Annotated in this window: 13 protein-coding genes and 1 tRNA gene; 10 read left to right on the top strand and 4 right to left on the bottom strand. The window is 54.9% G+C overall.

The window, feature by feature from the left end:
• Window positions 1–38: 38 nt before the first annotated feature.
• The gene (locus ACOI6Z_RS08660; protein WP_004206187.1) at window positions 39–1,004 is read left to right on the top strand and encodes a DMT family transporter; all 966 of its coding nucleotides are present in this window, start codon (window positions 39–41) and stop codon (window positions 1,002–1,004) included.
• A gap of 15 nt (window positions 1,005–1,019) precedes the next feature.
• Window positions 1,020–2,198 carry an Obg family GTPase CgtA gene (gene cgtA / locus ACOI6Z_RS08655; RefSeq protein ID WP_004206186.1) on the top strand — a complete coding sequence of 393 codons (1,179 nt, stop codon included), beginning with the start codon at window positions 1,020–1,022 and terminating at the stop codon, window positions 2,196–2,198.
• A gap of 52 nt (window positions 2,199–2,250) precedes the next feature.
• Here the strand turns inward: cgtA and dacB are convergent, their stop codons facing one another.
• Window positions 2,251–3,684, bottom strand: a complete 1,434-nt coding sequence (gene dacB, locus ACOI6Z_RS08650; RefSeq protein WP_023291122.1) for a serine-type D-Ala-D-Ala carboxypeptidase — start codon at window positions 3,682–3,684, stop codon at window positions 2,251–2,253.
• A 235-nt stretch (window positions 3,685–3,919) separates the two neighbouring features.
• Here dacB and greA point away from each other — a divergent pair, with 235 nt between their 5' ends.
• Window positions 3,920–4,396: a transcription elongation factor GreA gene (gene greA / locus ACOI6Z_RS08645; protein ID WP_002918375.1), complete on the top strand. Its 477-nt coding sequence runs from the start codon at window positions 3,920–3,922 to the stop codon at window positions 4,394–4,396.
• A 152-nt stretch (window positions 4,397–4,548) separates the two neighbouring features.
• Here the strand turns inward: greA and yhbY are convergent, their stop codons facing one another.
• On the bottom strand, window positions 4,549–4,842 hold the full coding sequence (gene yhbY / locus ACOI6Z_RS08640; protein WP_002918374.1) for a ribosome assembly RNA-binding protein YhbY: 294 nt from the start codon (window positions 4,840–4,842) through the stop codon (window positions 4,549–4,551).
• 123 nt (window positions 4,843–4,965) lie between these two features.
• On the opposite strand from yhbY, the gene rlmE reads away from it, so the two are divergent.
• From rlmE to ACOI6Z_RS08605, 7 genes are all read left to right on the top strand, one after another.
• On the top strand, window positions 4,966–5,595 hold the full coding sequence (gene rlmE, locus ACOI6Z_RS08635; RefSeq protein ID WP_008806638.1) for a 23S rRNA (uridine(2552)-2'-O)-methyltransferase RlmE: 630 nt from the start codon (window positions 4,966–4,968) through the stop codon (window positions 5,593–5,595).
• A 99-nt stretch (window positions 5,596–5,694) separates the two neighbouring features.
• Window positions 5,695–7,629: an ATP-dependent zinc metalloprotease FtsH gene (ftsH, locus tag ACOI6Z_RS08630; protein WP_004206183.1), complete on the top strand. Its 1,935-nt coding sequence runs from the start codon at window positions 5,695–5,697 to the stop codon at window positions 7,627–7,629.
• A gap of 96 nt (window positions 7,630–7,725) precedes the next feature.
• A complete protein-coding gene (folP, locus tag ACOI6Z_RS08625) occupies window positions 7,726–8,574 on the top strand; it encodes a dihydropteroate synthase (RefSeq protein WP_048298438.1) in 849 nt (282 codons plus the stop codon).
• Window positions 8,567–9,904 carry a phosphoglucosamine mutase gene (gene glmM, locus ACOI6Z_RS08620; RefSeq protein ID WP_004206179.1) on the top strand — a complete coding sequence of 446 codons (1,338 nt, stop codon included), beginning with the start codon at window positions 8,567–8,569 and terminating at the stop codon, window positions 9,902–9,904. Before folP ends, glmM begins: the two co-directional genes overlap by 8 nt.
• 229 nt (window positions 9,905–10,133) lie before the next feature.
• Window positions 10,134–10,463 carry a preprotein translocase subunit SecG gene (secG, locus tag ACOI6Z_RS08615; RefSeq protein WP_002918369.1) on the top strand — a complete coding sequence of 110 codons (330 nt, stop codon included), beginning with the start codon at window positions 10,134–10,136 and terminating at the stop codon, window positions 10,461–10,463.
• A gap of 9 nt (window positions 10,464–10,472) precedes the next feature.
• Window positions 10,473–10,559: transfer RNA gene (locus ACOI6Z_RS08610), tRNA-Leu, on the top strand.
• A 297-nt stretch (window positions 10,560–10,856) separates the two neighbouring features.
• Window positions 10,857–11,105, top strand: coding sequence for a hypothetical protein (locus ACOI6Z_RS08605; RefSeq protein ID WP_072420646.1), 249 nt, complete (start codon window positions 10,857–10,859; stop codon window positions 11,103–11,105).
• 42 nt (window positions 11,106–11,147) lie between these two features.
• Here the strand turns inward: ACOI6Z_RS08605 and ACOI6Z_RS08600 are convergent, their stop codons facing one another.
• Together ACOI6Z_RS08600 and ACOI6Z_RS08595 are read right to left on the bottom strand one after the other, a co-directional pair.
• Entirely contained in the window at window positions 11,148–11,699 is a 552-nt protein-coding gene (locus tag ACOI6Z_RS08600; RefSeq protein WP_032454172.1) for a YfaZ family outer membrane protein, read from the bottom strand.
• 348 nt (window positions 11,700–12,047) lie between these two features.
• Window positions 12,048–12,677, bottom strand: coding sequence for a winged helix-turn-helix transcriptional regulator (locus ACOI6Z_RS08595; RefSeq protein ID WP_023291118.1), 630 nt, complete (start codon window positions 12,675–12,677; stop codon window positions 12,048–12,050).
• Between the last annotated feature and the right edge of the window lie 130 nt (window positions 12,678–12,807).

Genomic DNA, 12,807 nt, shown 5'->3' with positions numbered 1-12,807 from the left:
ACATTCGTCTACCGGAAAATTTTTGCAGGGAAACAGGCATGAAGCAGCAGGCTGGGATTGGCATTATTCTGGCGCTTACCACCGCGATGTGTTGGGGAGCGTTGCCGATTGCAATGAAGCAGGTTCTTGAGGTGATGGCACCGCCAACGGTGGTGTTTTATCGCTTCCTGATGGCCAGTATTGGTCTTGGCGCGATCCTCGCGATCAAAGGCAAACTGCCGCCGCTGCGAATTTTTCGCAAGCCGCGCTGGCTGGTCTTATTAGCGATTGCCACCGGCGGCCTGTTCGGTAACTTCATCCTGTTCAGTTCTTCCCTGCAGTATCTCAGCCCCACGGCTTCTCAGGTCATCGGCCAGCTATCGCCGGTAGGCATGATGGTGGCTAGCGTCGTGATTCTGAAAGAGCGCATGCGCGGCACCCAGGTGGTGGGCGCGTTGATGCTGCTCAGCGGGTTGGTGATGTTCTTCAACACCAGTCTGATTGAAATCTTTACCCGCCTGACGGACTACACGTGGGGGGTAATTTTCGGCGTTGCTGCCGCCACGGTGTGGGTAAGCTACGGCGTCGCGCAAAAGGTGTTATTGCGCCGTCTGGCATCGCAGCAGATACTATTTTTGCTGTACACTTTATGTACGATTGCATTACTGCCGCTCGCTGAGCCTGGGGTGATATCCCGGTTAAGCAGCTGGCAACTGGCATGCCTGATTTTTTGCGGGCTGAATACCCTGGTCGGCTACGGGGCGCTGGCGGAAGCCATGGCGCGCTGGCAGGCGGCGCAGGTCAGCGCGTTAATCACCTTGACGCCACTGTTTACGCTACTGTTTTCTGATTTATTATCAATGGCCTGGCCCGATGTTTTCGCCAGACCGATGTTAAACCTGATTGGTTATCTCGGTGCGTTTGTCGTGGTTGCGGGCGCGATGTATTCCGCCATCGGCCATCGTCTTTGGGGACGTTGGCGTAAGCGAGAGGCGGTAGTACCGCTGCCCCGCTCAGGCGAATGATTTACGGAGAGTAAAATGAAGTTTGTAGATGAAGCAACGATCCTGGTCGTAGCAGGTGACGGCGGCAATGGTTGCGTAAGCTTCCGCCGCGAAAAATATATTCCGAAAGGCGGCCCGGACGGCGGCGATGGCGGTGACGGCGGCGATGTCTGGCTGGAAGCGGATGAGAACCTGAATACCCTGATCGACTACCGTTTTGAAAAATCTTTCCGCGCCGAACGCGGGCAGAATGGCCAGAGCCGCGACTGTACCGGTAAGCGTGGTAAAGACGTGACGGTAAAAGTGCCGGTCGGGACCCGGGTTATCGACCAGGGCACCGGCGAGACCATGGGCGATATGACCAAACACGGTCAGCGTCTGATGGTGGCGAAGGGCGGCTGGCACGGTCTGGGCAACACCCGTTTTAAATCATCCGTTAACCGTACGCCGCGTCAGAAGACCATGGGTACGCCGGGTGATAAGCGCGACCTGCAGCTGGAGCTGATGCTGCTGGCGGACGTCGGAATGCTCGGGATGCCGAACGCCGGTAAATCCACCTTCATCCGTGCGGTCTCCGCCGCCAAGCCGAAAGTGGCTGACTATCCGTTTACCACCCTGGTGCCAAGCCTGGGCGTGGTGCGTATGGACAATGAGAAGAGCTTTGTGGTCGCCGATATCCCGGGGCTGATTGAAGGCGCAGCGGAAGGCGCAGGCCTCGGCATCCGCTTCCTCAAGCACCTTGAGCGCTGCCGCGTATTGCTGCACCTGATCGACATCGAGCCTATCGACGGTTCCGATCCGGTTGAGAACGCGCGCATCATCATCGGCGAGCTGGAGAAATACAGCGAGAAGCTGGCCTCCAAACCGCGCTGGTTAGTCTTTAACAAGATTGACCTGATGGACAAAGCGGAAGCCGAAGCTAAAGCGAAGGCGATTGCTGAAGCGCTGGGTTGGGAAGAGAAATTCTACCTGATCTCCGCCGCCAGCCAGCAGGGCGTAAAAGATCTGTGCTGGGACGTGATGACCTTCATCATCGAAAACCCCATCGTGCAGGCGGAAGAAGAGCAGAAGCCGGAGAAAGTCGAGTTTATGTGGGACGACTATCACCGTCAGCAGCTTGAAGAGGCCGAAGCCGAAGTGGAAGATGACGAAGACTGGGATGACGACTGGGACGAAGACGACGAAGAAGGCGTTGAATTCATCTACAAACGTTAATCCTGACTTCTCTGGATCAAAAAGGGCCGCATCTGATGCGGCCCTTTTGTTTTTAGTTGTTCTGGTACAAATCTTTATAAAGCCGGCTTTCAAAGCGCACCAACGGTATGCGGCGGTTACGCTGATCGGCTGGCTCCACGGCGTAGCCGGAGAGGTATTGCACGAAGGCCACCTTTTGCCCGCTGGCGGTAGTGATGAAGCCCGCAAGGTTATAAACCCCCTGCAGCGACCCGGTTTTCGCCGAGACTTTGCCATCGACGCCCGCCTGATGGAGGCCGGCGCGATACTGCAGCGAGCCGTCATGGCCCGCCAGCGGCAGCATAGAGATGAAGTTGAGCTCGGTGTCGTGCTGGGCGATATACTGCAACACCTGCATCATGGTCGCCGGGGCGATCAGGTTGTGGCGCGACAGGCCAGAGCCGTCGGCGATGATGGTGTTGCCGAGATCAACCCCAGCCTGTTGACGCAGGATCTGACGTACGGCATCGGATCCTGCCCGCCAGGTCCCTGGTACGCCGAACCGGGCATGACCGATGGTACGAAAAACGGTATCCGCAATCATGTTGTCGGATTTCTTCAGCATGATCCGCAGCAGATCGTGCAGCGGCGCCGACTGGGTGGTGGCTAATACCGTGCCGGGCTCATTGGCCAACGTCTGACGCAGCAGCGTGCCGCTATAGGCGATCCCCGCCTGCTTCAGCTCCGCTTTAAGGATCGCCCCGGCGTAGCTGGCGCCATCCTGTATCGCGAAGGCCAGCGGCAGCGGTTCGCTACGCTGCGGCAGGCAGCCGGTGAGGGTATAGCGATTGAGGTCGCCCGGCACCACGTCCAGTTCGCAATACTGGGCTTCCGATGAGCCACGCGCCAGGGTGCGAACCTGACTGAACATGGTGACCGGATAATAGGAGGCGACGCGAATGAAGGCGAGATCGCCCGGCTTCTGCGCGCTATACAGCGAGACCGAGAAGCAGTTGCGGTCGACAATCGCCGCCGCAGGCGGAGCGCTGAAGCATTGCGTCAGGTCGTTCCACGGCCACCCCGGCGCTTTATCATGGCTGGCGAAGACCGAGGTATCGATAAGCACATTGCCGTCGATACGCTGCACGCCAGCTTTTTTCAGTGTCGCCACCATGTTGCGAATATCCTGCCGCTTCAGCGTCGGGTCGCCGCCGAAGCGGGCGATCAGATCGCCTTTCAGCACGCCGCCGTCCAGTGAGCCTTTGGTTTCCAGCGTGGTGGTGAAGCGAAAATCGGGACCCAGCTGCAGCAGGGCCGCCAGCGCGGTGATGACCTTTTGCGTACTGGCCGGAAGCGCCATTTGCTGGCTGTGATAGTCGATTTCCGGCGTCGATGCGCCGACCTTTTGCGCCATAAAGGCAAGGTTCGCACCGGCGGGAAGCTGGGTGATGTACTCGTCAATATTCGCCGCCTGAGCGCTAAGCGCTATACCGGCAGTCAATCCGATGATAAATCTGGGAAATCGCATAATCTCGCGCTAACAACCTGAAGCCAGGCCGTCATACTACGGTGCAACGCCCAGTAAAGTAAACGATGACCCATAATGAACTTCGGGGTAAAATACCTATCAAATGAAAAATTGCTGCTGACCTGGGGAGTGTTTCCCGGGTCGGTTTCTTTTTGCTCGTGTCCTGCCCGTGGACAGGACAGGTGGCGGAGCGGAGCTATCCGTTTCCTGAAGGAATGATAAAGAGGTATAACTAATGCAAGCGATTCCGATGACCTTACGTGGCGCTGAAAAACTGCGCGAAGAACTGGATTATCTGAAGTCTGTGCGTCGTCCTGAAATCATTGCCGCTATTGCTGAGGCCCGTGAACACGGCGATCTGAAAGAGAATGCCGAGTATCACGCCGCGCGTGAACAGCAGGGCTTCTGCGAAGGGCGTATCAAGGATATCGAAGCGAAGCTGTCCAATGCGCAGGTTATCGATATCACCAAAATGCCGAACAATGGCCGGGTGATTTTTGGCTCTACTGTCAGCGTGCTGAACCTCGATACTGACGAGGAACAGACCTACCGTATCGTGGGCGATGACGAAGCTGATTTTAAGCAGAATCTGATCTCCGTGAACTCGCCGATTGCCCGTGGTCTGATCGGTAAAGAGCAGGATGACGTCGTGACTATCCGTACACCGGGTGGGGAAGTGGAATACGAAATTACCAAGGTTGAATACCTGTAAGGCGTATTTCCCGCTACGATGTTTATAGATTGTAAAGAAAGGAAAAAGGCCGCATAGCGGCCTTTTATCAACGTCACGAGCATGGCATTTTGCTCGCCTGGCCACAGAAATCCCTCGTTTTACACAAAGTTGTGTCGGGATTGAGGATATTCTTAGCGTGGCAGCGAGATTTTACGCTCTGGCGTTGGGCGGTACAGAACCAGCGTTTTACCGATGACCTGTACGTTACAGGCGCCGGTTTCGCGCACGATGGCTTCCACGATCAAGGCTTTAGTTTCGCGATCTTCTGAGGCGATCTTCACCTTGATGAGTTCATGGTGCCCTAACGCTTGTTCGATCTCGGCCAGTACCCCTTCGGTCAAACCATTGTTGCCAAGCATAACTACCGGCTTGAGCGGATGTGCCAGACCTTTCAGGTGCTGTTTTTGTTTAGTACTCAGATTCATCGTATTTTTTTGCTTACGTTGGGATTGAAAACGGGTCATTCTACCGCCATCTCCCATATATCGCCAAACTACCGCGTCGATTTTTACGCAGTAAAGTACGATGAACCCGAACGGGAATGTTAAATGACAGGTAAAAAGCGTTCTGCCAGCTCAAGCCGCTGGCTTCAGGAACACTTTAGCGATAAATATGTTCAACAGGCACAGAAAAAGGGGTTACGTTCCCGTGCCTGGTTTAAACTTGATGAAATACAGCAAAGTGACAAAATTTTTAAGCCGGGGATGACGATAGTTGACCTCGGCGCTGCTCCCGGGGGCTGGTCGCAGTATGCGGTCACGCAGATCGGCAACAGCGGCCGCATCATCGCTTGCGATCTTTTACCAATGGATCCAATCGTTGGTGTGGACTTCCTTCAGGGCGACTTTCGTGATGAATTAGTCCTGAAAGCGTTACTTGAGCGAGTAGGCGACAGTAAAGTACAAGTGGTCATGTCCGATATGGCGCCGAATATGTGCGGAACACCGGCGGTGGATATTCCCCGGGCGATGTATCTGGTAGAACTGGCGCTTGAAATGTCTCGTGATGTATTAGCGCCAGGTGGTAGTTTTGTAGTGAAGGTGTTCCAGGGCGAAGGCTTCGATGAGTATCTTCGAGAAATTCGCTCCCTGTTTACGAAGGTCAAAGTTCGTAAGCCGGACTCTTCCCGCGCTCGTTCGCGTGAAGTGTATATTGTAGCGACCGGGCGTAAACCATAACCGGCAGATTTCAAATGAAAGTTTGAAAGAAACTGGATATAGCGTATCCTGACGCTGTTTTTAACACAGTTGTAATAAGAGGTTAATCCCTTGAGTGACATGGCGAAAAACCTAATACTCTGGCTGGTCATTGCCGTTGTGCTGATGTCAGTATTCCAGAGCTTTGGGCCCAGCGAGTCGAATGGCCGCAAGGTGGATTATTCTACCTTCCTGCAAGAGGTCAATCAGGACCAGGTTCGCGAAGCGCGTATCAACGGACGTGAGATCAACGTTACCAAGAAAGATAGTAACCGTTACACGACTTACATTCCGGTTAACGATCCGAAGCTGCTCGATAACCTGTTGACTAAAAACGTCAAAGTTGTTGGTGAACCACCAGAAGAGCCAAGCCTGCTGGCTTCCATCTTCATCTCCTGGTTCCCAATGCTGCTGTTGATCGGCGTCTGGATCTTTTTTATGCGGCAAATGCAGGGCGGCGGCGGAAAGGGCGCGATGTCCTTCGGCAAAAGCAAAGCCCGTATGCTGACGGAAGATCAGATCAAAACCACTTTTGCTGACGTTGCCGGGTGTGACGAAGCGAAAGAGGAAGTCGGCGAACTGGTGGAATACCTGCGTGAGCCGAGCCGCTTCCAGAAACTGGGCGGTAAGATCCCGAAAGGCGTCCTGATGGTCGGTCCTCCGGGTACCGGTAAAACGCTGCTGGCGAAAGCGATCGCTGGCGAAGCAAAAGTGCCGTTCTTTACTATTTCCGGTTCTGACTTCGTAGAAATGTTCGTCGGTGTTGGTGCATCCCGTGTGCGTGACATGTTCGAACAGGCTAAGAAAGCAGCGCCTTGCATCATCTTCATCGATGAAATCGACGCCGTCGGCCGCCAGCGTGGCGCCGGTCTTGGCGGTGGTCACGATGAACGTGAGCAGACCCTGAACCAGATGCTGGTTGAGATGGACGGCTTCGAAGGTAACGAAGGCATTATCGTTATCGCGGCGACTAACCGTCCGGACGTTCTTGACCCCGCGCTGCTGCGTCCGGGCCGTTTTGACCGCCAGGTGGTGGTTGGCCTGCCGGATGTTCGCGGTCGTGAGCAGATCCTGAAAGTGCATATGCGTCGCGTTCCGCTGGCGCCGGATATCGATGCGGCAATCATTGCTCGCGGTACCCCTGGCTTCTCCGGTGCGGACCTGGCCAACCTGGTCAACGAAGCGGCCCTGTTTGCTGCCCGCGGCAACAAACGCGTCGTATCGATGGTTGAGTTCGAAAAAGCGAAAGACAAAATCATGATGGGTGCGGAACGCCGCTCCATGGTGATGACGGAAGCGCAGAAAGAGTCCACCGCTTACCACGAAGCGGGCCACGCGATTATCGGTCGTCTGGTGCCGGAGCACGATCCGGTGCACAAAGTGACGATTATCCCGCGCGGTCGTGCGCTGGGTGTGACCTTCTTCCTGCCGGAAGGCGATGCGATCAGCGCCAGCCGTCAGAAACTGGAAAGTCAGATCTCCACCCTGTACGGCGGTCGTCTGGCGGAAGAGATTATCTACGGTCCGGAACATGTTTCTACCGGCGCGTCTAACGACATTAAAGTGGCGACGAACCTGGCGCGTAACATGGTGACCCAGTGGGGCTTCTCCGACAAACTTGGTCCGCTGCTGTACGCGGAAGAAGAGGGTGAAGTGTTCCTCGGCCGCAGCGTCGCGAAAGCGAAGCATATGTCCGATGAAACCGCGCGTATCATCGACCAGGAAGTGAAATCGCTGATTGAGCGTAACTACGGTCGTGCTCGCCAGCTGCTGAACGACAACATGGACATTCTGCACGCGATGAAAGATGCGCTCATGAAGTATGAGACCATCGATGCGCCGCAGATTGACGACCTGATGGCTCGTCGCGATGTTCGTCCGCCGGCGGGTTGGGAAGAACCCGGTTCTTCTAACAACTCTGACAACAATGGCACGCCTCGTGCGCCGCGTCCGGTCGATGAACCGCGTACGCCGAACCCGGGCAACACCATGTCAGAGCAGCTGGGCGACAAATAAGCTGCCGCTGTTGATGTCTTGTTTTAACCTTAAAACCCCGGGGCGCCCGCTCCGGGGTTTTTCTTTTTTAACCTCTTCAGTCTCAGGGATTTTGTGATGAAACTTGTAGCCCAGGGCTCAACCCTCGATCTCTCTCACCCCCACGTGATGGGTATTCTTAATGTGACGCCTGACTCCTTCTCCGATGGCGGCGCCCATAATTCGCTGATTGAGGCGGTGAAGTATGCCAATCTGATGATCAACGCCGGGGCGACCATCATTGATATCGGCGGTGAATCGACGCGGCCAGGGGCGGCTGAGGTTAGCGTGGAAGAGGAGCTTGCGCGGGTGATCCCGGTGGTGGAGGCTATCGCCCAGCGCTTTGAGGTGTGGATCTCCGTGGATACCTCCAAAGCGGAGGTTATCCGCGAATCCGCCCGGGCAGGGGCGCATATCATTAACGATATTCGTTCGCTGACCGAACCCGGCGCGTTGCAGGCTGCGGCGGAAACCGGGCTGCCGGTGTGTCTGATGCATATGCAGGGACAGCCGAAAACCATGCAGGAGGCGCCGAAGTATGAGGATGTCTTCGCCGATGTGGAGCGCTTTTTTAATGAACACATCGTGCGCTGCGAACAGGCAGGGATCGCAAAAGAAAAATTGCTGCTCGACCCGGGATTCGGTTTCGGTAAAAATCTCACCCACAATTATCAACTGCTGGCCAGGCTGGGAGAGTTTCATCACTTTGGTCTGCCGCTGCTGGTCGGTATGTCGCGTAAGTCGATGGTAGGTCAGTTGCTGAACGTCGGGCCGTCGGAACGGCTGAACGGCAGCCTGGCGTGTGCCGTCATTGCAGCAATGCAGGGCGCGCAGATTATCCGCGTCCATGATGTCAAAGAAACGGTAGAAGCGCTGCGCGTGGTGGAAGCCACTCTCGCCGCTAAGGGAAAAAAACGTTATGAGTAACCGCAAGTATTTTGGCACCGATGGTATTCGTGGCCGCGTCGGCGATGCGCCGATCACTCCGGAATTTGTGCTTAAGCTCGGCTGGGCGGCGGGCAAAGTGTTAGCGCGTCACGGCTCGCGTAAAATTATCATCGGCAAGGATACCCGTATTTCGGGCTATATGCTGGAATCGGCGCTGGAAGCCGGGCTGGCGGCAGCGGGGCTCTCTGCGTCGTTCACCGGGCCAATGCCAACGCCGGCGATCGCCTACCTGACGCGCGCCTTTCGCGCCGAGGCGGGGATCGTCATTTCCGCTTCACATAACCCTTTCTACGACAACGGCATCAAGTTCTTCTCCATTGAGGGCACCAAGCTGCCGGATGATGTGGAAGAGGCGATTGAAGCCGAAATGGAGAAAGAACTCACCTGTGTGGACTCGGCTGAGCTGGGTAAAGCCAGCCGCATCGTCGATGCCGCGGGCCGCTACATTGAGTTTTGTAAAGGCACCTTTCCTAACGAGCTGAGCCTCTCCACGCTGAAAGTGGTGGTGGACTGTGCGCACGGCGCAACCTACCACATCGCGCCCAATGTTTTCCGCGAACTGGGCGCCCAGGTTATCGCGATGGGCTGCGAGCCTGACGGCCTCAACATCAACGAAGAGGTCGGGGCCACCGACGTGCGGGCGCTGCAGGCGCGCGTGCTGGCGGAAAAAGCCGATCTGGGCATTGCCTACGATGGCGATGGCGATCGGGTGATCATGGTTGACCACGAAGGCAATAAAGTCGATGGTGACCAGATCCTCTACATCATCGCCCGGGAAGGGCTGCGTCAGGGACAGCTGCGCGGCGGCGCCGTCGGTACGCTGATGAGCAATATGGGCCTGGAGCTGGCGCTCAAGCAGCTGGGCATCCCGTTTGCCCGCGCTAAGGTGGGTGACCGCTATGTGCTGGAGATGCTCCAGGAAAAAGGCTGGCGCATCGGTGCGGAAAACTCCGGCCATGTGATCCTGCTGGATAAAACCACTACCGGCGATGGCATCGTCGCCAGTTTGCAGGTGGTCGCGGCGATGGTACGCAACCACATGAGCCTGCATGACCTGTGCAGCGGCATGAAGATGTTCCCTCAGCTGCTGGTGAATGTGCGCTTTACCGAGGGCAGCGGTAACCCTCTGGAGAATGAGCATGTCAAAGCGGTGACCGCAGAAGTGGAAGCGGCGTTAGGTAAGCGTGGCCGTGTCCTGCTGCGTAAATCGGGTACGGAACCGCTGATCCGCGTTATGGTGGAAGGCGAGCATGAAGATCAGGTGCACGAGTTTGCGCATCGCATCGCCGAAGCGGTAAAAAGCGTCTAAGCTTGTCGGCTAAGTGGTTAAAAAGGCGGCGCTTGCCGCCTTTTTTATGATCGAACACCGGCTTTTTGCTGTTTTTTTCTGCAGTTGATACAATGTGTCGAAATTGCCCTTGCGAAGGTCATTCGCTTTGGTTAGTATTCACACCCGCTTCAGTGGGAAACGTTAAAACGTCCCGCTTTATTGGTCGAAGCACTTGGTATGCGGCGAATCCGCAAGGAACAGGTTGATTATGTACGAAGCTCTTTTGGTTGTTTTCCTTATTGTAGCGATTGGCCTCGTAGGTCTGGTTATGCTGCAGCAAGGTAAAGGCGCTGATATGGGAGCCTCCTTCGGTGCAGGCGCTTCCGGCACACTGTTTGGGTCCAGCGGTTCTGGTAACTTCATGACCCGTATGACCGGCATCCTGGCTGCGCTGTTCTTCATCATCAGTCTGGCGCTGGGTAACATCAACAGCAACAAGACCAGTAAAGGAAGTGAGTGGGATAACCTGAGCGCGCCGAAAACAGAGCAAACTCAGCCAACTGCGCCGGCTCAGCCGACCAGCGATATCCCGCACTAAGTATTCTGTACCGAGGTGGTGGAATTGGTAGACACGCTACCTTGAGGTGGTAGTGCCCTAACGGGCTTGTGGGTTCGAGTCCCATCCTCGGTACCAATATTCCAGAAAAAAGACGCTGAAAAGCGTCTTTTTTTGTTTTTATCCCCACCGGTCATTTATTAATAAACATCTCTTCACTGGCTCCCGCCTTTTACTGTCGTTAAAGTCGCCACGTCTAATCAACAGAGGTGAAGTGACACAATGAACAAGATCGGGTTGCTTATCGTCGCCGGCGCGCTCGGTTTAGCGGGATGCAGTTCAACATCGCCATCCAAAACGGTGGAGACGATTAATGCGCTAACCGTACCGGTATCATACAGTGAGCCTGGCGTTGCAGCGAATAATGCCCAGGCGGTGACGCGCTATTTCCAGGACAATACGGCACTGATTGGCCGCCTTAACCATTCATTGAAAAGCCATTATCTGCAGGATGTTGAGCGCCGCGATGTGTTCGACAGACACAGCGAGGCGTATCAGGTGTATGGCGCTCTGACCCGCCTGGAGCAGATGGCGTCCATGAATGAGGTTTACCGCAAAGAGAATAATGTTGCTGGCCTGCAGGAGATTAACCGCGTACTGAAAAGCGTGCCGCAGGCCAGTTAAGAATGAAGCAGGGACTGCCGGATGGCAATCCCTGTGCATGGATTAAAAGCGGAAGTTAACCCCGGCGTAGGCCCCGTCGGCGAGGGTGTTGTCGCGATGGCCGTCTTTCCCCGCCATATCGATATATCGATAGCCTGCTTCGATATTCAGCGACGGCAGCACGTTAAGGCGTACCCCGGCATTGGCCTCCACATAATCATCGACGCCGCTGGACATCGAGTCCGGCGAGTAATAGCCCTCACCGAAGAGCGTGAAGTACTGGCCGAGAGGGAGCTCTGCTCCGCCACCCGCGGCGATGGCGTAGCCTTCATCCCCATCTTTAGGGTTCAGATAGATGCCTTTACCGCCCAGCGTCATCAGGAAAGGCCCGAGGTTGAAGTTATAACCCATACCCAGTCCAATGGTGTCGCCGTCATTGTCACTATGCGCCCACTGGGTATTGAATGTCATTCCAGGTTCCCCGGCGCCAAAGCTGGCAGACAGATTGGTAAACTCGCTACCGGCTTCACCATGCAGATTAACGGATGCGCAGGCGGCGCCGCTGGCCCCCACAGCGATCATCAGGGCTACCATTTTTGGAGCAATAGACTTCATTGTTGAATTCCTTCAGATAAAAAAAAGCCCGATACGGGTGTTCGGGCAAAATTAACGGGTTTTTGGATCTCATCGTTATGGTCGAGCAGGCGGTAGGAGAGGGGATCAACTCCCGCTACCGCTGCTCACGCCTGGCCGATTGCCGGCGGCATATCCTGCGCCTGCGCAGGCCCGGCGATGCACGCCTTGTATGGCTGTCTGCTGGTCGTGCCCGGCACAGGATGTCCTCCGGTAACTCAGGTAGTTAGCTTAAAATTATTTTTTTGTTACCGTTAGCGTTTATTGGTTTAAATTTAAACAACTTCAGCTGTAAGATGAATAGCCACAAATGACAGAGGTTGGCGCGAGTCAGAATTTTTCAGGAAGTGAGGCAATGCTTTGTAAATAACCCCCCCGGGCAAAGGCAATATAACCGCCTTTCTTTAAGGCTGACAAGACATTAAGAATACTGCTGCGTGAGAGATGAGTCCGGTCCTGAATATATTCAAGAATAGATACGCGCTGTCGTGTCTCTTCGGTTAAGAGCATCATTTCCAGCAGATGGTTACGGATCACCGAATAGGTTCGCTGTTGCAATACCAAATCGTCACGATACACCATATACGAGGTATGATAGGCCAGCAGGATTGTCACTTCTTCCCACAGATTATGCTGACGAAATAGCGCCGACGCCAGATCGTAGTCGATACGCAGCAGCTCGGATGAGACCTCTGCACGCAGGCTATGACTGCGGCTGGGCTGCAGCATTTCCGCCACGCCGAAAAGGTGGGGTTCATAGACGGTCACCATCAAGAGCCTGTCGGAATTACGAATAATCGACAACTCGCCTTTTTTAAAAATAAAGAGCTGGGTTTTGCCTTTATATTCCCACGTAAGTCTTTTTCTGGCGATCGCGTTAACGGGCGTCGCGTGTGGCTCAAGCACATCGATCAATCGGTCAATGGCCTTTTGCGGCCTGATAGGCGGTTTAATATTCATGATGTTTATCACCAGATACGAATTAATCAATTGAGGATATTATAGTCAACAATTTTGCTGACCAGGCGATAAGGAAATAATGCCTCTTTTCGAATTTTCTGGTGCAGACTGGTAACAAAAAATAAAAAAG

This window comes from Klebsiella sp. C239 (assembly GCF_048822715.1).
GTDB classification, from domain to species: Bacteria; Pseudomonadota; Gammaproteobacteria; order Enterobacterales; family Enterobacteriaceae; genus Klebsiella; species Klebsiella quasipneumoniae.
This window is presented reverse-complemented; position numbering and strand designations above follow the sequence as displayed.